We start from the raw sequence: 20,540 nt of genomic DNA, 5'->3' as shown, positions 1-20,540 counted from the left end.
GCAACTTTCCGGCGGTATCTGTGAGCCAGATTATTCCCGCCGGCCTGGGCCTTCAAGGTAGCGCCGGAGAAAATTTCATACAAGCGTTTAACCGGCGACTATTCGGCTTTACCCGCCACTGCGGGCTTGTAAAAGCTCAGGGTGACCTGGCCAAGATCAATGCCCCACTTCGACATACGTGCACGGTTGAGCATCACCTGGCCATCCATCAGGAACATCCAGTCATCAAAATCAACCACATAGGTTGAATCATCGACCTTCAGCCGCAGTTTGTAACGCCAGTGCAGGGCGTTGCCGGCCACCTCACCGACAGCCTCGCCAACCACATCGTCTGCCGTGCCACGCCAGCTGCCGTCAGCCTGTTTTTTAAGGGTCCAGACGCGCCGCTCGGTGCTGCCATCGCTGTAGGTAAAGCGCTCATCCAGCACGCCTACATCGCCCTCCCAGGTGCCGGTCATGGCTACATGGAAACGTTTGACCACTTCGCCGGAGCGGTTCTGGAACATCCCCCAGGCCTGCATATCACCCTTGAAGTACTCGCTCAGCTCCAGGCGCGGCTGCTCATTGGCGTAATCACTCACCTGCGGGCCGGCGCACCCTAGCAACAGCGCCATCAGACACCCCATCAACAACGTTCGCATAAGCACCTCGGGCAACAGTTATTCAGTTTTCAACGGGCAAGGCCGGCGTGCACAAACGTGCGTCGAGCAAGCGTAGGCCTTCCTGATACAGGCTATTGCTGCGCTCCAGCTCACCCAGTTGCGCCAAGAGACGAGCCAGCTCGGCACATGTTTCCGGGTGACGCTGAAAGGCCAGACTGGTTTCCAGATAATCCTTGGCCTTGCCCCATAATTGACTGTGCAGGCACAACCGCCCCAACGTCAGCAACAACCCGGCATCCTGCGGGTGTTGCTTCAGCCAAGCTTCGGCGGTTTGCAGCTGCTTGCCCAAGTCGCTGCCTCGCAGCAAGCCGTACAGGCGCACCAGAGCGGTGTCGTAGTGCTGTTTCAAGTAAGGGCGCAGCAGCGCTTCAGCCTCAGCTTCCGCACCCAACAAACGCAGTTGCTCGGCGTAAATCGCCAGCAGTTCGGGCTCCTGATGCTGTGCGGTTGGCATGGCCTGCCATGCGTGCTGCAACGCCAGCAGTGCGGCAGGCGCCTCGCCATCAGCCGTCTGCGCAGCTTGCAACAAGCGGCCACGCCAGGCCTGACGCTCAAGCTCGCTCAACTCGGCATTGCCCAGGGCTTTCTCCTTGCGCAACTCTGGCAGCAGGCCGAGCAACGCTGACCAATCGCCCGCCTGCAGATACAGCTGCTGCAGCTGACGCAAGACTAGGTGATGGTGCGGATGGCGCGAGCGCATGGCCTGCAGGGTGTCCAGCGCATCCGCCGTCTGGCCGCGCGCCAGCTGTAATTCGGCGTGCTGCAGCGCAATCGCCAGCTCAGCCTGCGGCTGGCGATTGAGCGCCTGCTCCAACAAGTCATCGCTGTCACTGTGATGCCCCAGCTGATGCGCAGCCTGCGCGGCACCGAGGTAGTAGCTCAACGGTTGCGGCGAGTCGTTGGCCGCCTGTTTAAGATGACGCAAAGCACGTGCCCAGCGACCTTCGGCAAGATCGAGAAAGCCCTGCTCAGACGCCAGCCGCACGCGACGACGTTTGTGCAAGCGTGACCACGGGTTGAGCAGGCCCCCCGATGTCACCAGCAACCTCACGCTCAATCGCAGCAGATAAACCAGCAGCCAGAGCGCCAGCGCAAGAGCGACAAATGCCCACAGGCTGGACTCATATCGAAAGCCCTGGAAAGCAATCAGTACATAGCCCTTGTGCTCCGCCAGCGGCAGACCGAACAGCACCAGACTGGCGACGCCAACAACCAGCGCCAGGATCAACAGCAACCAATAGAAGCGCTTCATTGCAGCGCCTCCTGCAGTTGCGCCTCAACATCATCGGTGGCTGCAGCGGCGGGCTCAGCTTCGACCTGCGGCTGACTGCGCGCGGCCTGCTTGGCCTGGAGATAGGCTTGCACGGCATTCAGCGTCTGGCTGAGGTCCGGCGGCGTCACTGCAATCGGGCGCTCGGCTAATTCATCAATGCGCGCACGCAGGGCGCGGCTGTTGGGGTTGTCCACATCGAAGTGCGCGTCCAGCACCTCACGCGCCTGCTGCAGGGCTTGCTGGTACACCGCCGTCTGACCGTGCAGTGCGCCCCACTGCGCCTGCTCCAGCGCCAGACTAAGGGCCAGACGCACCTGGGTCAGGCTCTGCCCGGCGAGCACAGGGCGGATATTACGGTCGGCGTTGAAATCGATACGGAAGTATTCCGACAAGGTCTGCAGGCCGCGCTGCCACCATTGCGGCTCCATGACACCTTCGTCAGCCAGCTCGCTGAGCACACCGCCCTCACCGCTGAAACTCGGGGCTAGGGCATTGAGTTGTGCCACCTGATCGCGCAGAGCGCCCAGTTGCAGAAACAGCCCGGTACGGTCTGGGTTGGCGGTCGAGCGCAACGCTTGCAGGCTCTTGGCTAATTGCTCGCGAGCAGCAAATGCGGCGGGATCATCCTGTTCGTGGAGGATTTCATTGGCAGCCTGCACCAGCGCGGTGGCGCTGTTGATGTCCTGCAACGCGGACAGGCGCAGGCTGGCCAGACGCAGCAGATGCTCGGCCTCGGCCAGGCGCCAATCCTGCCGGCTGGCACCCAGCACGGTTTCCAGGCGCTGGTTCAGTAGCTGCTGATCGCCCTGCAGCTGTGCCAGCAGGCGGCGACGGGTTTCCAGCTCCTCGACACTGGGCAGCTGATCGAGGCGAGCCTCTAATTGCTTACTCGTCTGCGCCAGGCTTTGCGCTTCACTACGCGCGTCCTGCAACTGGCCTTGCTGTTGTTGCTCGCGAGCGTCCAGCGCCTGCAACTGCCAAAGCCCCCAACCGCCTGCACCGGCACCGGCCGCCGCAACCAGTAAAGCCAACAGTGCCAGGCCGTTGCCACGCGAAGCGGGTTTGCCCGCAACCGCTGCGGGTGTAACGGGTTTCGCCGCAGCCTGCAAAGGCTCGGACGGCTGTTGGTTCACATCATGATCCTGCGGGGCTTGCTCTTTCGGAGTAGTTGCTTCGCTCACGTATCCATCCTTTGCGTCAGAGATCGGGGCAGGTTGCGCCTGCAAGGCTGCCAGCAACGCCGCGGCACTCGCGCCGCGGCAGTCCACAACAAATTGTGCACCTGCCGCACGGGCTATTTCGGCCACTCGCGGGCTGGGTACAAACAAGGGCAGCTGGGCCAGCTCAGCCCAAGCTTCAGCGGCAAGCTCGCGCAAATGCACAAAGCCCTGTCCACTGCTGACCACCAGCGCGTTCAGGCGTTCAGCCTGAATGCGTTCGGCGAGCGCAGCCGGCGGGTAATCCGGCAGCACCCGGCGATACAGTGGCAGATAGTCCACCTGCACGCCTTGGCCGCGCAAGCGCTCGGCCAGTAACTCTCGGCCACCCTCGCCACGCAGGATCAACACCCGTGGACTGGCGGTCGCCGTCAACGCCTGCTGCAGTTGCGGCAAAGCGAGCAGCGCCTCGCTGTCATCGGCCTGCTCTGGATAGTGCACCTGCAGGCTTCGCTCACGGAGAATTTGCGCAGTGGCTGCACCGACGCTGAACCAGGGCTGCTCGGCAGACACTGGCGTTTGGTAGCGATCCAACAGATCAAGCGCCAGCCGCGCCGCCGGCTTGCTCACCACGATCACCGCGCTATAGCGCTGCAGATCGGCAAGCGTGGCGCGCTGTTCAGCACTCTCGCTCAGCGCCTCGATGGCCAACAACGGCAAGCTGCTGCTGTAGATGCCCTGCTCGGCCAAGGTAGCCGCCAGCGCAGCCGATTCCTGGGCCGGTCGCGTCAGCAGCACACGCCAGCCCGTCACTCGGCAGCGGCCTCGCCGTAAACAGCTTGCAGAATGGCCGCAGCACCCTGGGCCAGCAAGGCTTCAGCCACCTGTACACCCAGCTGTTCGGCTTGCGCTAGCGGGGCACGGTTTTCTGCCCGCAGCAGTAAACCGCCATCCGGCTGACCGACCAGGCCGCGCAGCCACAGCTGCTCGCCTTCCAGCACTGCGTAACAGGCGATTGGCACTTGGCAGCCGCCATTCAGGTGCTTGTTCAAGGCGCGCTCGGCGGTCACCCGCAGCGCGGTATCGCGGTGATGCAGAGGCGCCAGCAGGGCATGGATCTCGCTGTCGGCCGTGCGGCATTCGATACCTACCGCGCCCTGACCACCCGCTGGCAAGCTGTCTTCAGCGCTAATCGAGGAACGGATGCGCGCTTCGAACCCCAGGCGAATCAGTCCGGCTGCGGCCAGGATAATGGCGTCGTACTCACCGGCATCCAGCTTGGCCAGACGGGTGTTGACGTTGCCACGCAGAAACTGGATTTTCAGATCCGGACGGCGCGCCAGCAGCTGGGCCTGACGGCGCAGACTGGAGGTGCCGACCACGCTGCCTGCGGGCAAGGCATCGAGGCTGGCATAGGTGTTGGACACGAAGGCATCGCGCGGATCTTCCCGCTCGCAGATGCAGTAAAGGCCCAGGCCTTCGGGGAAGTCCATGGGCACATCCTTCATCGAATGCACGGCGATGTCGGCCTGGTTCTCCAGCATCGCGGTTTCCAGCTCTTTGACGAATAGGCCCTTGCCACCGATTTTCGCCAGCGGCGCGTCGAGCAGCTTGTCGCCACGGCTGACCATGGGCACCAGGCTGACCTTGAGGCCAGGGTGCGCCTGTTCCAGGCGGGCTTTGACGTGTTCGGCCTGCCACAGGGCCAGGGCACTTTTACGGGTGGCAATGCGGATTTCGCGAGACATGGGCAATTCCAGAAAACGAACTGCCGGGGATAATAACAGGCTGGCCCAGATCAGGCCTGCGACCCGGAGTCATCCGGATCGCCTGAGCAGCCTCAGAGGTTGTGCATCAGCTTACGCACCCCAGCCACGTGCCGGCGGCTGACAATCAGCGCTTCCTCATTCATACCCTTGAGGAACAGCTGGAAATGCCCAAGCGGCGTGCGTTGCAGACGTTCAATGCGCTCACGAGCCACCAGCGCATTGCGGTGAATGCGCACAAAGCGATCACCAAACTCGTCTTCCAAGGCTTTCAGCGGCTCATCCAGCAGTACTTCGCCGCCCGCATGACGCAGGGTTACGTATTTGTGGTCGGCAATAAAGTAGATCACCTGATCCAGCGGAATCAGCTCGATGCCTTTGCGGGTGCGTGCACTGATATGGCTGCGCGGGCCGCCACCGCTGTCCACGGCAGGACGGGTCAGGGCGGCGAGTTGCACACGGTTGGGCCGCTCGGCCTTCTTCAGCGCCTCACTGAGGCTTTCGGCGCGCACAGGTTTGACCAGATAGCCCACGGCGCTGACCTGAAAAGCTTCCAGGGCAAATTCATCATGAGCGGTACAGAAAATCACGGCTGGCGGCGCCTCGCGCTCACACAGCCTTGCTGCCACCTGCAAGCCATCAAGGCCCGGCATGCGGATATCCAGCAACACCACATCCGGCCTCAGGCTGTCGATCAGGCTCAGGGCCTCCTCGCCGTTGCTGGCTGCGGGTTCAAGCACGCGATAGCCATCGAGTTCGCCCACCATGCGGCTTAGGCGCTCTCGGGCCAGGGGTTCATCATCGACAATCAGGACATTCATAATGCACGGGCTTCCTGCTTGGGTCTCGCACAAGGATAGCGTAGACAAGTGAAGTGGCGTCCGTCACGGCGCTCTACGCTGAGACTGGCCCGCGGCCCGAAAAGTGCCACCAGCCGCGCATCGATATTGGTCAGCGCCTGATGGGTACCGCGCGACGGCGGCTCCTCGCCTATTTGTTCGTATGGATTGCTCACGCACAGCTGGAATACCCCATCGTGATAACTTGCTTCGACCCGCACCAGACCGCCCTCAATGCGCGGCTGAATGCCGTAGATCAAGGCGTTTTCCAGTAAAGGCTGCAACGTCAGTTGTGGAATGGGCAGATCGTCCGGCACATCAACAATCTCCCACTGCAACTGTAGACGCTCGCCGAGCCGATAGCGCTCAATCGATAAATATCGTTGCGCTAGCTCCAGCTCTTCACGCCAGGGCACCAGACTGCCGGGCTTGGCCAGGCTGGCGCGGAACAGGTCGGAGAGATCGAGTACCGCCTGCTCGGCCTTGTACGGGTCGACCACTACCAGGCTGGCGATGCTGTTCAGGCTGTTGAACAGAAAGTGCGGGCGAATCCGCGCCTGCAACGATTCGATGCGCGCGCGCAGCTCGGCCTGCTCCTGCTTGCGCCACTGGCTCTGCAGGTAGAAATAGCGCAGCAGCAACGCCGACATGATCAGGCTGATCAAGGCATGGCGCAGATACAGATTGACCTCACCGGCACGCGGCAGCGGCCCGCCCAGCTCGTAATAGTCCGCCACGGCAGTACAGATCAGACTCAGGGTGACCACAATAGCGCAGCACAAGGCGCCGGCTGTGGCTGCCGGCATGCGCGCCATCAGCGGACGCAAACGGCACAGCACGGCGGCCGAGAGCAGCACAATCCACTGCACAAACAGCGACGTCAGCGCCAGGCGCACCCAATCGAAACCCGGGAGCATCGGCTCGGACAACACCAGCACCAGCACGAGCAACTCGGCCAACAGCACCATGCTCAGCAGGGCTTCTGGCTGGCAAAGCTCGGGCACGAAGAAGTCATCGACCAGTGGTGGTTGTTTTTCTGATAAAGCGCTTTTTATTTTCATCGCCGCAGTTTCCGCGTGAGCCGCCCCAGCAGCAAGATAGACAGCTGCGACCGGGCAAAATAAAGCACCGAAATGCGCCCGCCGCGATAAAACTGTGAACGGCGCAACATTGCCCTAGTGCAGCCTAGCTGCGCCCACCGACAAAGCGACGCGGCGAATTTGCCGGCCAGCCTGTTATTATCGGCGCACTTTTCCGTCTTGCCGGTCGCCCCAGCGCGGCCAGCCCGTTTTAGCGCACCAGCCGAGCGAAGCCCATGAGCACTGAAAAAACCAACCAATCCTGGGGCGGCCGCTTCAGCGAGCCCGTCGATGCCTTTGTTGCCCGCTTTACCGCCTCCGTCGAATTCGACAAGCGCCTGTATCGCCACGACATCATGGGTTCCATCGCCCACGCCACCATGCTGGCCAAGGTCGGCGTGCTGAATGATGCCGAGCGCGACGCCATCGTCGACGGCCTAACGCAGATTCAGAGCGAGATCGAAGCCGGCCAGTTCGACTGGCGCGTCGACCTGGAAGACGTGCACATGAACATCGAAGCGCGCCTGACCGACCGCATCGGTGTCACCGGCAAGAAGCTGCACACCGGCCGTAGCCGCAACGACCAGGTGGCTACCGATATCCGCCTGTGGCTGCGCGACGAGATCGACCTGATCCTGGCCGAGATCACCCGCCTGCAGCAGGGCTTGCTGGAGCAGGCCGAGCGTGAAGCCGAGACCATCATGCCGGGCTTCACCCACCTGCAAACCGCTCAGCCAGTGACCTTCGGCCACCACCTGTTGGCCTGGTTCGAAATGCTCAGCCGCGACTACGAGCGCCTGGTCGATTGCCGCAAGCGCACCAACCGCATGCCGTTGGGCTCGGCGGCGCTGGCCGGCACCACCTACCCGATTCAGCGCGAAGTCACCGCGCAGTTGTTGGGTTTCGACGCCGTTGGCGGCAACTCGCTGGATGGCGTGTCGGATCGCGATTTCGCCATCGAATTCTGCGCCGCCGCCTCGATTGCCATGATGCACCTGTCGCGTTTCTCCGAAGAGCTGGTGCTGTGGACCAGTGCGCAGTTCCAATTTATCGACCTGCCGGATCGCTTCTGCACGGGCAGCTCGATCATGCCGCAAAAGAAAAACCCCGACGTACCCGAGCTGGTGCGCGGCAAGACTGGCCGGGTATTCGGCGCGCTGATGGGCCTGCTGACCCTGATGAAAGGCCAGCCGCTGGCCTACAACAAGGACAACCAGGAAGACAAAGAACCGCTGTTCGACGCCGCCGACACCTTGCGCGACTCGCTGCGCGCCTTTGCCGACATGATCCCGGCGATCAAGCCCAAGCATGCAATCATGCGTGAAGCGGCGCTGCGCGGCTTCTCCACCGCCACTGATCTGGCCGACTACCTGGTGCGCAAGGGTCTGCCGTTCCGCGATTGCCACGAAATCGTCGGTCATGCGGTGAAGTACGGTGTCGAGTCCGGCAAGGATCTGGCCGAGATGAGCCTGGAAGAACTGCGCCAGTTCAGCGAACAGATCGAACAGGACGTGTTTGCCGTGCTGACCCTGGAAGGCTCGGTCAATGCTCGCGACCATATCGGCGGCACCGCACCGAATCAGGTAAGAGCAGCGGTGGCGCGCGGCCAGGCCCTACTCGCCTTGCGCTAAACCCTACGGGCGCGACCCCGTCGCGCCCTTATTCGCTGCCGGCATAAGACCTGAACTGACAATGCCAAAAAAACAGCGTCAATTTGCAAACAGCCCTGCAAAATGCGAACAAACCCGCCGCCGGCCGCTGGCGTACTCTTTCCTGCAGGCCAAATACTTTCCTCCACGCCGCCAGACACTCGTCTGCGCACTGGAGAAAGCCATGAAAATCTTCCAACGCTTACTCGCAAGCATCGGCACGCTCACCCTCGCCGCCTGTGTCAGCGCTACACCCATCGTTATTCCCAGCCAGGCAAGCTGGCACTGGCAACTCAGCGGCAAACTGAAAATCCCCGAGCGCCAGGTCTACGACATTGACCTGTTCGACACCTCAACGACCACCATCACCAACCTGAAAGGCCAGGGCCGTATCGTGGTCTGCTATTTCAGCGCGGGTAGCTGGGAAGACTGGCGCAGTGATGCCGCCCAATACCCTAAAGAAGCACTGGGTGCACAACTGGACGGCTGGCCGGGCGAACGCTGGCTGGATATCCGCCACCCCGCTGTTCGCACACTCATGGCCAAACGCATACGTTTGGCGGCCGAAAAAGGTTGTGATGCTGTCGAACCGGACAATGTGGACGGCTACAGCAACGGCAATGGCCTGGGGTTGAGTGAGGCAAACCAGATCGACTACAACCGCTGGTTAAGCCAGCAAGCGCATGAGCATAACCTGGCAATTGCATTGAAAAATGCAGTCGAGTTGATCCCCGCCCTGGTCGATGACTTTGACTTTGCCCTCAACGAAAGTTGCTATGCCTACAAGGAGTGCGAGGCGTACCGTTTATTCAGGCAGCAGGGCAAAGCTGTTTTCATCGCGGAATACCGCTCTTACAACAGCAACATGTGCAGCAAAGCTTCCGCCTCTGGTTACCAATTGCAGTTCTTCAAGCGCGCCTTGAACGCCGTGGGCTTACCCTGCAAGTAATAGTCCCCCGCGAAAAACGGCGTACCGACAGCTAGCGTCGCACTCCCATATGCGGTGATCACACGATCACCGCAACCCACCCCGCTGAATGTGCGTGCCCCCGAATATCAGCCTTGACGCTGGCGATGACCGCCCGCAAAAGCAATTCATACCTGCTCTGCCTGCACCCGGTCACTCGCCTTTACGCCCACACATGGCACACTGTAGGCCCCACCAAGGAGCCGCGCATGAGCGAGCAAGACGACGAAGATTTTGCCCAGGACACCCTGATCCAGGCCATCGAAAACCAGTTGGAAGCCGGCGAACCGGCCTTCGTCCAGGCTGTGCTGAACAAGCTGAGTCTGGTCGGTTACGAGCGCGACGAGATTATCGAGCTGATGGCCCTGGTGCTGGCCGATGAAATCGACGTCATGCTGCGCGATGACCGCCCCTTCGATCTCGCCCGCTATGAGCAAGGCCTGCGCGCCCTGCCCGAGTTGCCCGAACAGGCACCGTAATCAGCGCCGAAAAATTTACCCCACAGCACGCCAACTTCTGGCAGCATCAGGTCACAGCAGACTGCCTGGTGCTTCACTACACTGCTTCGCAGGCTGCCTATTGTTTCAGCCGATTTACCGCAGCGGGTGCTGCAGCCGCCGGCCGCAGCTCACTAAAACAAGAAGCTGGAGTACTTATGGCCTTTACCCCTGAACTGATTGCCGAACTGGAAATCCTCGCGCTGTTTAACCTGGGCACCACTCAGGAAGGAATCAAGGTTCACCACACTGCCACCCCCTCGGCGATTGCCGCTGCCCAACGCCTGCATGACAAAGGCCTGATCAACCAGCCAGACGGCGGTTATCTGACCAGCCTGGGGCTCGACGCCGCCGAACACGCGCAAGTTCTGCTGACCATTCTCAATGTGACTGAAGCGGCCTAAGAAGCACCTGAAGACCTCGCCCACTGGCCCAACCGAAACGGCTTCTAAGACAACCCAGCCTGCGTCGCAACGGCTTTCTCAAGCTGCCCGTGACGCAGGCGATAACCCTGTATCCGCCGCCGTCCGCCAGCCGCCTGGCCAGGCATGATCACGCACCGCCCTGCAGAGCCTGAGCATGAGCCGTACCGAGGAAATTCGCCCAGACATTGAAGACGGTATCGACCGCAAGGTACTGACGCAGCTGCGTGCGCGCTTCCTCAAACTCAACCAGGGCCGCCTGCAACGGGCCATGCAGGCGTTGTCGACGCGCCAGCAACTGGTGCTGAAGCTGTTACCACTGCTGTTCCACGTCAATCACCCGTTGCTGCCGGGCTACGTGTCCGGCCTGACCCCAGCCGGCCTCAGCGGCTTTGAACCGGATGACGAACTGTTGTCCGAGGCGCAGCGCTTGACCCGCTCGTTCGCCTACAAGCCCTACCGCGGCAAACAGACACTGCCAATCCACGGCCTATTTTTGATGGGCAGTCTGGGCACCGTGGCTCAGGCTGAGCAAAGCGACATGGACCTGTGGGTATGCCACGCCAGCGACCTGAGCCAGCAACAGCTGCATGAGTTGAACAAGAAGTGCGCGCTACTGGAAAGCTGGGCGGCCACCTTCGGCGCCGAAGCGCATTTCTTCCTGATTGATCCCGCGCGTTTCACCCAGGGCGAACGCGAGGCACAACTGACCTCGGACGACTGCGGCACCACCCAACATTACTTGCTGCTCGACGAGTTCTACCGCACCGCCATCTGGCTAGGCGGGCGCACGCCGCTGTGGTGGCTGGTGCCGGTGTATGAAGAGCAGCGCTATCAGCACTACACGAGCACCCTGCTGGCCAAGCGTTTTATCCGCGCCGAGGACGTGCTCGACCTCGGCCACCTGGCGCGCATTCCGCCGGAAGAATTTATCGGCGCCGGCATGTGGCAATTGTTCAAGGGCATCGAGTCGCCATACAAGTCGGTGCTCAAGCTGCTGCTGACTGAGGTTTACGCCAGTGAACACCCCAAGGTCGAGTGCCTGTCGCTGCGCTTCAAGCAGGCGGTATTCGCCAATCGCCTGGATGTCGATGAGCTAGACCCCTATATCGTGGTCTACCGGCGCCTGGAGGAATACCTCAAGGCCCGTGGCGAGCATGAGCGCCTGGAGTTGATCCGCCGCTGCCTGTACCTCAAGGTCGACAAGAAGCTCAGCCGCCCACCGCGCAACAACCGCAAAAGCTGGCAACGCCTGCTGCTGGAGCGTCTGACCCGCGACTGGAACTGGGATAGCCGCCAACTGGCGATGCTCGACAGCCGCAGCCAGTGGAAGGTGCGCCAGGTCAGTGCCGAGCGGCGCATGCTGGTCAACGAGCTGACCTACAGCTACCGCTTTCTCTCGGAATTCGCCCGCAGCGAACACGCCGGCAGCTCGCTCAACAGCCGCGATTTAGGCATCCTCGGCCGCCGCCTGTATGCCGCCTTCGAGCGCAAGGCCGGCAAGATCGAATTTATCAACCCGGGCATTGCCCCGGACCTCGCCGAAGACACCCTGACCCTGGCGCAGAACCCCAGCCCGGATGAGCCCAATGAAACCCTCTGGGCGCTCTACAGCGGCAGCGTCAACGCTCAAGACCTGGAAGACTTTTCACCGCTCAAACGCTCGCGCGAGCTGGTTGAACTGCTCGCCTGGTGCCAACGCAATGGGGTGATCGACAACAGCACACGGTTATCCTTGCACCCAGGCGCCAGCGACCTGACCGAGTACGAGCTGTCCAACCTGCTCAACAGCCTGCAGCAGGTGGTGCCGCTGCCTCTGCCGGCAGTCGATGAAGCCGCGCTGCTCAGCGCCAGCGTACCCGGCGAGGTGCTGCTGTTGGTCAACGTCGGCATCGACCCGCTCAAGCAGTTCAGCCAGATGAACATGCACATGACCACCGAGCGCACTGATGCGCTGGGCTACTCCGGGGTACGCGAGAACCTGATTCTGACCATCGACCAGGTCACCCTGAACAGCTGGAACGAGCTGCTGGTGACCCGCTATGACGGCCCACATGCGCTGCTCGACTGCCTACGCGACTTCCTCAACGCCCTGCCCACCCGCGGCAGGAAGCCGAACCTACGCGTACGCTGTTTCTGCCGCAACCGCGCCACGGCGATTGCCGAGCGGGTGGAAGAGCTGTTCCGCGAAACCCTGGGGAGCTTCAGCAGCGATCAGGCCAACCGCTACCTGCTGCAGATCAAACAGCAGTATCACCTGCTTGAATTGAAGCCTGGCCATGTCAGCCACACCAGCCTGAAAGACCTACCCACCCTGATCGAGCACCTGGGTGAGGAGCTGCCCGGCTACAGCGAACTGCACCTGGACCGCAGCGCTCTGGAAGGGGAAGACCTGGCGCTGATTCTCCCCGTGGGTCGGCCGCAGTGCATTCAAGTGTTCTACCGGTTGAATGAAGCCAGCGCCACGGCTGAACTGAGCGTGCTTGATGAGCACAACGCCCTTTGGTGCCAGCAGATGCCGTTCCGCGATGAGCAGAGCCTGCTGACCCCGCTGCAACGTTTTCTGCAATCGGTGCTGTACCGGCGCAACGCCTTGCTGCCGCTGGATAACCTGCCGGCGCACCAGCCGCTGGAAGTGCTGTATTACCAGGTGCTACCGGACGCGCCTTTGCGCGCACAGCGTTTGGAGCGCCGGCCGCCGCCACTGTCACCGATCAGCCACCCATTCTATGACGTACAGGCCATCGTCGAGCCTGGCGATGGCAAGCGCTCACACGTCACCCTGTACTGTAATCACCGCGAATTTTCCGAGCTGGAGTACGCTGGCGACCTATACGCCGCCGTGGCTCAGCACATCCTTGCGCAGCGCCGTGATGGTGCGCGCTACCCCTGCTACATCACCGACCTTGATCTGTCGGCAGTGCTGGGCGAAGGGCACATGCAGAGCGTGCATTACCTGCGCTACAAGATCCGCCTGGAGGCGGCGCTGAATCAAGCCCTGCAAAAGGCCTGACCGGCCTACTCAAGCGCGACTGTATTCACCCGCCGCTTCCGGCTGATATTCCACCGCCAGCAGGGTCAGTTTGAGCACTTTGCCGCCGGGCGCGGCCCAGTCGATATGCTGCCCCACGGACAGCCCCAGCAGGGCCGTGCCGACCGGCGCCAGCACCGACACACAGCCTTCGCCGCCGGCGTCCTGCGGGTAAACCAGGGTCAGGTGGTAATCCTTGCCGCTGCTTTCCTCACGGCAATGCACCCGCGAATTCATGGTCACCACCCCGGCCGGCACCTCGTCATGGCCAACCACATCGGCGCGGTCCAGTTCGGCCTGCAACGCGATGGCACTGGGGCCGAAGTCGTCCAGGCTGTCGAGCAGATGCTCCAGGCGCTGCAGGTCAAGACGGGTGATGGTGAGCGAAGGTGCGCTGGTCATGGTGCGGGTATGTCCCCTTTACGGATCGTGAAAAAAGCAAAACCCCATCACTAAGACGGGGTTTTGCTAGGTTTGAGCTGACCGTACCACAGCTAGTCAAATAAACAAGACCGCCCGGTCAAGGTGCCGCGCTACGCTGTTGCAAGCGCGATTCAGCAGCCGCGCAGATGCTGCGTTTGCCCGCCATATCGGCTTTGCCCCAGTCGAGAATCTCCTGCAGCGTACGGCCACAGCCCAGGCAAATATCCTGATCATCCAGACAACACTGGCGACGGCAGGGCGAGGCGACCTCCTGGCCCGCGCCGTCAGAGTTCTTCGAACTCAAGGTCGGCACCGGATTGTTCCAGGGTGATACGCGCCAGCATTTCGCCCAGCTGCTCGTCGCTGCTATCGCAGATCCAACGCTCGCTGGCCTGGTCGTAATCGAAGTGGAAGCCGCCCGAACGCGCCGCCAGCCAGAGCTGACGCAGCGGCTCCTGGCGGCTGAAGATCAGCTGAGTGCCGTTTTCAAAACGCACAGTCAGCACCCCAGCGGAGTTTTCCAAGTCGAGGTCCAGGTCGCTGTCATCGAAGATATCTTCCACCGCCTGCTGGGTGGCATCGACCAGATCGTGAAAGCGGGCTTCGGTCAAACTCATTGCGACTTACCTCAAAAAATTCAGCGACTGCAAAAGTCTTGGGCTGCGGTGATTAATGGTCTTTCAAGCTACGGCGATATTCGCCTGGGCTTTGCCCGGTCCAACGGCGAAACGCGCGGGCCAGCGAGCCAGGCTCACTGAAGCCAACCAGGAAGGCGATTTCTGCCAGTTCCAGCGCCGGGTCGCGCAGGTAATGCAACACCAGTTGCTGACGGGTTTCATCCACCAACTGGTTGAAGGATAACCCGGCTTCGCGCAAACGCCGCTGCAGGGTACGCGGACTGAGCGCCAAACGCGCGGCGATTTGCTGCAGGTCGGCGCCCACTTCCGGCAGCTGGCGGGACAATTCCAGGCGCGCGCGATCAAGCACGCTATGGCCCTGCTGGATCTCGCCAAGCAGGCGATCAGCATAGGCATCGAGCATCAAGCGCACCTGCGCATCGGCCTGACCGAGGGGCGTGGCGAGCAGGCGCTTAGGGAATACCAGGGCGTTATCGGCCTGATCGAACAGCACCGGGCAGCGGAAAATTCGCTGGTACTCGGAGCTATCCGCCGGGGCCGAATGCTGGAAGCGTACCTCGGTCGGCGGAATATCCAGGCCACTGATCCAGTGGCCGAAGGTTACCCAACCGGCCAGAGTTTCTTCGCTGAGCTGACGTTTCTGTTGCGGCAACAACGGCTGCCAACTGTGCGCCACCTGCGGCTCCAGCCCTGCGCGCGGCGGCTCATCGGCAAGATCAACCTGGCCCAGGTTACCGACCAGCGCGGCATAGCGCGCTTGGCGATGCAACGCGTCGGCAAGGGTCGCGCAGCTCATGATCAGATAACCCAACACGCCGTAATAACCGGGACGCACCGCCTCACCCAGGTGCAGGCCCAGTTGCTCATCACCGGTCAACCGCACGCCATGGCCGAGCAGCTCTAGATAAGTGCTGGCGGCAATGCGCTGATCTCGCTGAGCGAGGATCTGCGGGCTGAGCTGCACCCGTTCCAGCAGCTCAGCGCTGTCGACACCCTGGCGCGCCAGGTAATCGAGCAAACCTTGCAGGTAGGCAACGGAAACCGAGCTGCTCGTGGGTACGGGGTTGTCCATCCAGTCTCCTGATCGCTGGCGATGGGTGCAAAGCGAGGGTCTGTTCCCGTTTCGTTCGCGGCCGCGCCGAAGCCTGTTTTAGCGCGAGGCAAGGCACGAGACACGAAGTTTGGTTGTTCCAAATGAGTGTCGAGAAACGCAGTATCGCGCTAAAACTAGCCCGGCCCTTCGGGTTGCGCGAAAAATCTCGCCATGCGGTGTTGGAGGACTTGGCAAGGGAACACCATTACCTACGTCCTCCGCCTAGCCTGGCGAGATTTTTCGTGGCAACGCGGCTCGTGACGAAATGGGAACAGACCCTAGCGCCAAAGATACAGGCAAAGCCCCGCCCGACGGGAACCCCGGCGCATAGGCAAGGCGCCGGGGGGTCGGTATACTCCGGCGCAATCATGCTTTATTACAAGGATTCCACCATGAAGCGGTTATTTACTGCCTTTATCGCGATGCTTGCCGTCAGCGCCCTGCTCGCTGGCTGCGGCCAGAAAGGCCCGCTGTACCTGCCGGAAGAAAGCCAGCCAGCGCCTGCGCAAACCGAATAAGGACAGCTCATGAACGCCTTCAACTACCGCGACGGTGCGCTGTTCGCGGAAGGCGTGGCGTTGTCCGCCATCGCCCAACGCTTCGGTACGCCGACCTACGTTTACTCGCGTGCGCACATCGAAGCGCAGTACCGCGCCTATGCCGATGCCCTGCAGGGCATGCCGCACCTGGTGTGTTTTGCGGTGAAAGCCAACTCTAATATCGGCGTGCTGAATGTCCTGGCGCGCCTAGGTGCCGGTTTCGACATCGTCTCCCGTGGCGAGCTGGAACGCGTACTCAGCGCCGGTGGCGAGCCGAGCAAGATCGTCTTCTCCGGCGTTGGCAAGAGTTGTGACGACATGCGCCGCGCTCTGGAAGTCGGCGTGCACTGCTTCAACGTCGAATCCACTGACGAGCTGGAGCGCCTGCAACTGGTTGCCGCCGAGCTGGGCAAGACGGCGGCGATCTCGCTGCGGGTCAACCCGGACGTCGACGCCGGCACCCACCCGTATATCTCCACAGGCCTTAAAGAAAACAAATTCGGCATCGATATCGAGCAGGCCCCGGCCGTTTACGCCCGCGCCGCTGCGCTGCCGAACCTGCAGGTCGTTGGTGTCGATTGCCATATCGGCTCGCAGCTGACCACGTTGCCGCCGTTTCTCGATGCCCTCGACCGTTTGCTCGCGCTGATCGATCAACTCGCCGCAGACGGCATCCGCATCAAGCACCTGGACCTGGGTGGCGGTCTCGGCGTGCAGTACCGCGACGAGCAGCCGCCACTGGCTGGTGATTACATCAAGGCCGTACGTGAACGCATTGCTGGCCGCGACCTGGCACTGGTGTTCGAGCCGGGCCGTTCGATCGTCGCCAACGCTGGCGTGCTGCTGACCCAGGTCGAGTACCTCAAGCACACCGAGCACAAGGACTTCGCCATCGTCGATGCGGCGATGAACGACCTGATCCGCCCGGCCCTGTACCAGGCCTGGATGGAGGTGGTGGCCGTGCAGCCACGCGATGGCGCGACGCGCAACTACGACATCGTCGGGCCGATCTGCGAGACCGGCGATTTCCTCGCCAAGGATCGCCAGCTGGCACTGGCCGAAGGCGACCTGCTGGCCGTGCGCTCGGCCGGTGCCTACGGTTTTGTCATGAGCTCCAACTACAACACCCGCGGCCGCGCCGCCGAGGTGATGGTGGATGGTGATCAGGCCTTCGAAGTGCGTCGCCGTGAGACGCTCAGCGAACTCTTTGCGGGCGAAAGCCGCCTGCCGGAGTAGTGGCGATGTTATTGCGCTTTACCAAGATGCACGGCCTCGGCAATGACTTTATGGTCCTCGACCTGGTCAGCCAGCACGCGCATATTCAGCCGAAAAACGCCAAGCAGTGGGGCGACCGCCACACCGGCGTGGGCTTCGATCAGCTATTGCTGGTCGAGCCGCCAAGCAACCCGGACGTGGATTTCCGCTACCGCATTTTCAATGCCGACGGCTCGGAAGTGGAGCAGTGCGGTAACGGTGCGCGCTGCTTCGCCCGCTTCGTGCTGGACAAGCGCCTGACGGTGAAGAAGCAGATGCGCGTGGAAACCAAGGGCGGCATCATCGAACTGGACGTGCGCAACGACGGGCAGATCAGTGTCAACATGGGCGCACCGCGCCTGGTGCCAGCCGAGATCCCGTTCCAGGCCGAACAGCAAGCACTGAGCTACAGCGTGGCCGTCGACGGTCAGACCGTTGAGCTGGCTGCCGTATCCATGGGCAACCCGCATGCCGTGCTGCGCGTCGACAACGTCGATAACGCACCGGTGCATAGCCTGGGGGCAAAACTCGAACACCATTCGCGCTTTCCGCAGCGGGTGAACGTCGGTTTCCTGCAAGTGGTCGACCGCCAACGCGCCAAGCTGCGCGTCTGGGAACGTGGCGCCGGGGAAACCCAGGCCTGCGGTACCGGCGCCTGCGCAGCGGCAGTGGCGGCAATCAGCCAGGGCTGGATGGACTCACCGGTGCAGATCGAACTGCCCGGCGGCAAACTGAGCATCGAGTGGGCAGGTCCTGGCCAGCCCGTTATGATGACCGGACCCGCAGTACGTGTGTACGAAGGACAGGTTCGCCTATGACCGACAAGCAGGATTCACCCAAGCCACTGGATTCGGACACGGTTGCCGCTTATCTGCGTCTGCATCCGGAATTCTTTATCGACCACGACGAGTTGATCCCCGAGCTGCGCATTCCGCACCAGCGCGGCGATACCGTATCGTTGGTCGAGCGCCAGGTGAAACTGCTGCGCGAGCGCAATATCGAAATGCGCCACCGCCTCTCGCAACTGATGGACGTGGCCCGCGACAACGATCGTTTGTTCGACAAGACCCGCCGCCTGGTGCTCGACCTGCTCGATGCCAACAGCCTGGAAGAAGTGGTCAGTTGCGTCGAAGACAGCCTGCGCCGCGAGTTTCAGGTGCCTTTTGTCAGCTTGATTCTGTTCAGCGATACGCCCATACCGGTCGGACGTTCAGTCAGCAGCGCTGAAGCGCATCAAGCCATCGGCGGCCTGCTGGCTGGTGGCAAAACCATTTGCGGTGTGCTGCGCGAGCATGAGCTGAACTTCCTGTTCGGCAACGAAGACGGTGCCCAGGTGGGCTCAGCGGCGGTGGTCAGCATCAGCCATCAGGGCCTGCATGGTGTGCTGGCGATTGGCAGCGCCGATCCGCAGCATTACAAAAGCTCGCTGGGCACGCTGTTCCTCGGTTACATCGCCGAAGTACTGGCTCGCGTCGCTCCAGGCTTTGCCACACCTTTGCGCTCGGTGCGCTAGCGCTAAACATTGCACCGACCGCACCGCAGGGAGCTTCCATGCAAGACCTCTTGGACGCCTACCTTGAACACCTGCGCAGCGAACGTCAGCTATCCCCGCACACCCTGATTGGCTATCGCCACGACCTCAGTACGCTGTTGGCGCTCTGCACCCAAGAGCAGATAGACAGCTGGCGTGCGCTCGATACCCCACGCCTACGCCGCATGGTCGGTCGCCTGCACATGCAGGGCCAGTCCAGCCGCAGCCTGGCGCGCCTGCTCTCGGCCACCCGTGGCCTCTATCGTTACCTGATTCGTGAAGGCCACTGCGACAGCGATCCAGCCAGCGGGCTGACGCCGCCCAAGGGCGAGCGCCGCTTGCCAAAGACCCTGGACGCTGACCGCACCGCACAACTGCTCGACGGCGCCTTGGAAGATGACTTTATCGCCCGCCGCGATCAGGCCATGCTGGAGCTGTTCTACTCGTCAGGCTTGCGTCTGTCGGAGCTGGTGAGCCTCAACCTCGACGGCCTCGACCTGCCCGCCGGATTGGTAAGGGTTATCGGCAAGGGCAACAAGACCCGCGAGCTGCCGCTTGGGCGCATGGCACGTGAAGCGATGCAGCAGTGGCTGCCACTCCGGGCGCTGGCGAACCCGAGCGACGGCGCGGTTTTTATCAGCCAGCAGGGTCGGCGCATCGGTCCTCGCGCGGTGCAACTGCGCGTGCGCCAGGCCGGTGTGCGTGAGCTGGGCCAGCACCTGCACCCGCATATGCTGCGCCACAGCTTCGCCAGCCATATGCTCGAATCATCCCAGGACCTGCGCGCTGTGCAGGAGCTGCTCGGCCATGCCGACATCGCCACCACCCAGGTTTATACCCACCTGGATTTCCAGCACCTGGCCACTGTTTATGACCAGGCCCACCCAAGGGCTAAACGCAAAGGCAACACAGAATGAGCATTCAGCTGATCACTTTCGACCTCGACGACACTCTGTGGGATGTCACCCCAGTGATGCAGGACGCCGAAGCGGCGCTGCGCAACTGGCTGGCGATGCATGCGCCGCGCCTGGGCGCGGTGCCGGTGGAGCATCTGTGGTCGATTCGCGCCACCTTGCTGCAGGCCGAGCCGATGCTCAAGCATCGCCTCAGCGAACTGCGCCGGCGCATTCTGCTGCATGCCCTAACAGACGCTGGCTATGCAAACTCGGATGCGCAGGCGCTGGCCGAAGCGGGCTTTCAGGTATTTCTCGCCGCGCGCCATCAGGTCGAACTGTTTGCCGAGGTGCATCCAACCCTTGAAGCCTTGGCCAATCGCTTCCAGCTCGGGGTCATCACCAACGGTAATGCCGACGTGCGCCGCCTTGGCCTGGCCGACTACTTCCAGTTCGCCCTGTGCGCCGAGGAGCTGGGAGTCGGTAAGCCCGATCCGAAGCCCTTCGAGGAAGCGCTCAAGCGCGCCGGGATAGCCGCCGAACACGCGGTACATATCGGCGATCACCCCAGCGATGACATCGCCGGAGCCAAGGCCGCCGGGCTGCGGGCGATTTGGTTCAACCCGCAGGGTAAGACCTGGAGCGACGCGATTACGCCTGATGGCGAGATCCGCAGTTTGGCCGAGCTGCCGGCGCTGCTGCACAGCTGGGCATAGGCTGCAGACGCGCGGCGCTGGCCGACGATGAACGGTGGATGGATAAAGCGCCATCCACCCTACAAAGCCATCTGCCTGCCTTAACAAGGCATCGCGCACAAAAAAACCCGC

The 20,540-nt window shown here is 62.1% G+C and carries 21 protein-coding genes and 1 pseudogene; 11 read left to right on the top strand and 11 right to left on the bottom strand.

The genetic code is table 11. The features are described 5' to 3' along the window. Window positions 1-98 precede the first annotated feature (98 nt). The 7 genes and pseudogenes from BLO50_RS15820 to BLO50_RS15795 form a co-directional block, all read right to left on the bottom strand. The gene (locus BLO50_RS15820; RefSeq protein ID WP_090254637.1) at window positions 99-641 is read right to left on the bottom strand and encodes a DUF3833 domain-containing protein; all 543 of its coding nucleotides are present in this window, start codon (window positions 639-641) and stop codon (window positions 99-101) included. 22 nt (window positions 642-663) lie between these two features. After that, window positions 664-1,914, bottom strand: coding sequence for a heme biosynthesis protein HemY (locus BLO50_RS15815; RefSeq protein WP_090254634.1), 1,251 nt, complete (start codon window positions 1,912-1,914; stop codon window positions 664-666). Further along, window positions 1,911-3,116: a uroporphyrinogen-III C-methyltransferase gene (locus BLO50_RS22080; RefSeq protein WP_244152907.1), complete on the bottom strand. Its 1,206-nt coding sequence runs from the start codon at window positions 3,114-3,116 to the stop codon at window positions 1,911-1,913. The genes BLO50_RS15815 and BLO50_RS22080 overlap by 4 nt, the downstream gene beginning before the upstream one ends. A gap of 33 nt (window positions 3,117-3,149) precedes the next feature. Beyond that, window positions 3,150-3,890, bottom strand: a pseudogene (locus BLO50_RS22075) (uroporphyrinogen-III synthase); the annotation flags it as partial. Between the two features lie 11 nt (window positions 3,891-3,901). After that, window positions 3,902-4,840, bottom strand: coding sequence for a hydroxymethylbilane synthase (hemC, locus tag BLO50_RS15805; protein ID WP_090254630.1), 939 nt, complete (start codon window positions 4,838-4,840; stop codon window positions 3,902-3,904). A gap of 92 nt (window positions 4,841-4,932) precedes the next feature. Then, window positions 4,933-5,679 carry a LytR/AlgR family response regulator transcription factor gene (locus BLO50_RS15800; RefSeq protein WP_090254627.1) on the bottom strand — a complete coding sequence of 249 codons (747 nt, stop codon included), beginning with the start codon at window positions 5,677-5,679 and terminating at the stop codon, window positions 4,933-4,935. Beyond that, window positions 5,676-6,758: a sensor histidine kinase gene (locus BLO50_RS15795; RefSeq protein WP_090254625.1), complete on the bottom strand. Its 1,083-nt coding sequence runs from the start codon at window positions 6,756-6,758 to the stop codon at window positions 5,676-5,678. The genes BLO50_RS15800 and BLO50_RS15795 overlap by 4 nt, the downstream gene beginning before the upstream one ends. 254 nt (window positions 6,759-7,012) lie before the next feature. Between BLO50_RS15795 and argH the strand changes: the two genes are divergently transcribed. The 5 genes from argH to BLO50_RS15770 all read left to right on the top strand — a co-directional run bounded on the left by argH (window position 7,013) and on the right by BLO50_RS15770 (window position 13,324). Next, a complete protein-coding gene (argH, locus tag BLO50_RS15790) occupies window positions 7,013-8,407 on the top strand; it encodes an argininosuccinate lyase (protein ID WP_090254623.1) in 1,395 nt (464 codons plus the stop codon). Between the two features lie 202 nt (window positions 8,408-8,609). Beyond that, window positions 8,610-9,374: an endo alpha-1,4 polygalactosaminidase gene (locus BLO50_RS15785; RefSeq protein ID WP_090254621.1), complete on the top strand. Its 765-nt coding sequence runs from the start codon at window positions 8,610-8,612 to the stop codon at window positions 9,372-9,374. Between the two features lie 227 nt (window positions 9,375-9,601). Continuing rightward, the gene (locus BLO50_RS15780) at window positions 9,602-9,871 is read left to right on the top strand and encodes a hypothetical protein (protein ID WP_090254619.1); all 270 of its coding nucleotides are present in this window, start codon (window positions 9,602-9,604) and stop codon (window positions 9,869-9,871) included. A gap of 176 nt (window positions 9,872-10,047) precedes the next feature. Beyond that, window positions 10,048-10,293, top strand: a complete 246-nt coding sequence (locus BLO50_RS15775) for a TIGR02647 family protein (RefSeq protein WP_090254617.1) — start codon at window positions 10,048-10,050, stop codon at window positions 10,291-10,293. Window positions 10,294-10,468: 175 nt separating this feature from the next. After that, window positions 10,469-13,324, top strand: a complete 2,856-nt coding sequence (locus tag BLO50_RS15770; protein ID WP_090254615.1) for a class I adenylate cyclase — start codon at window positions 10,469-10,471, stop codon at window positions 13,322-13,324. 9 nt (window positions 13,325-13,333) lie between these two features. Here BLO50_RS15770 and rnk read toward each other — a convergent pair whose 3' ends face one another. The 4 genes from rnk to BLO50_RS15750 form a co-directional block, all read right to left on the bottom strand. Continuing rightward, window positions 13,334-13,744 (bottom strand): nucleoside diphosphate kinase regulator, encoded by a 411-nt coding sequence (rnk, locus tag BLO50_RS15765; RefSeq protein WP_090254613.1) that lies wholly within the window; start codon window positions 13,742-13,744, stop codon window positions 13,334-13,336. A 118-nt stretch (window positions 13,745-13,862) separates the two neighbouring features. Beyond that, entirely contained in the window at window positions 13,863-14,069 is a 207-nt protein-coding gene (locus tag BLO50_RS15760) for a DUF1289 domain-containing protein (RefSeq protein WP_090255163.1), read from the bottom strand. Then, entirely contained in the window at window positions 14,050-14,382 is a 333-nt protein-coding gene (gene cyaY, locus BLO50_RS15755) for an iron donor protein CyaY (RefSeq protein WP_090254611.1), read from the bottom strand. The genes BLO50_RS15760 and cyaY overlap by 20 nt, the downstream gene beginning before the upstream one ends. Window positions 14,383-14,434: 52 nt before the next feature. After that, entirely contained in the window at window positions 14,435-15,475 is a 1,041-nt protein-coding gene (locus BLO50_RS15750) for an AraC family transcriptional regulator (RefSeq protein ID WP_090254609.1), read from the bottom strand. A gap of 413 nt (window positions 15,476-15,888) precedes the next feature. Here BLO50_RS15750 and lptM point away from each other — a divergent pair, with 413 nt between their 5' ends. Genes lptM through BLO50_RS15720 form a run of 6 tightly spaced genes read left to right on the top strand, consistent with a single transcriptional unit; the run spans window position 15,889 to window position 20,429 of the window. After that, window positions 15,889-16,014, top strand: a complete 126-nt coding sequence (gene lptM, locus BLO50_RS15745) for an LPS translocon maturation chaperone LptM (protein ID WP_090254607.1) — start codon at window positions 15,889-15,891, stop codon at window positions 16,012-16,014. 9 nt (window positions 16,015-16,023) lie between these two features. After that, window positions 16,024-17,271, top strand: coding sequence for a diaminopimelate decarboxylase (gene lysA / locus BLO50_RS15740; protein ID WP_090254605.1), 1,248 nt, complete (start codon window positions 16,024-16,026; stop codon window positions 17,269-17,271). Window positions 17,272-17,276: 5 nt separating this feature from the next. Further along, window positions 17,277-18,107 (top strand): diaminopimelate epimerase, encoded by an 831-nt coding sequence (gene dapF / locus BLO50_RS15735; RefSeq protein ID WP_090254604.1) that lies wholly within the window; start codon window positions 17,277-17,279, stop codon window positions 18,105-18,107. After that, window positions 18,104-18,802, top strand: a complete 699-nt coding sequence (locus BLO50_RS15730) for a DUF484 family protein (RefSeq protein WP_090254602.1) — start codon at window positions 18,104-18,106, stop codon at window positions 18,800-18,802. Before dapF ends, BLO50_RS15730 begins: the two co-directional genes overlap by 4 nt. A gap of 38 nt (window positions 18,803-18,840) precedes the next feature. Then, window positions 18,841-19,737, top strand: a complete 897-nt coding sequence (gene xerC, locus BLO50_RS15725) for a tyrosine recombinase XerC (protein ID WP_090254600.1) — start codon at window positions 18,841-18,843, stop codon at window positions 19,735-19,737. Continuing rightward, window positions 19,734-20,429, top strand: a complete 696-nt coding sequence (locus BLO50_RS15720; protein ID WP_090254599.1) for an HAD family hydrolase — start codon at window positions 19,734-19,736, stop codon at window positions 20,427-20,429. The genes xerC and BLO50_RS15720 overlap by 4 nt, the downstream gene beginning before the upstream one ends. The last annotated feature ends 111 nt before the right edge of the window (window positions 20,430-20,540 follow it).

It is taken from the genome of Pseudomonas peli (genome assembly GCF_900099645.1).
GTDB classification, from domain to species: Bacteria; Pseudomonadota; Gammaproteobacteria; order Pseudomonadales; family Pseudomonadaceae; genus Aquipseudomonas; species Aquipseudomonas peli.
This window is presented reverse-complemented; position numbering and strand designations above follow the sequence as displayed.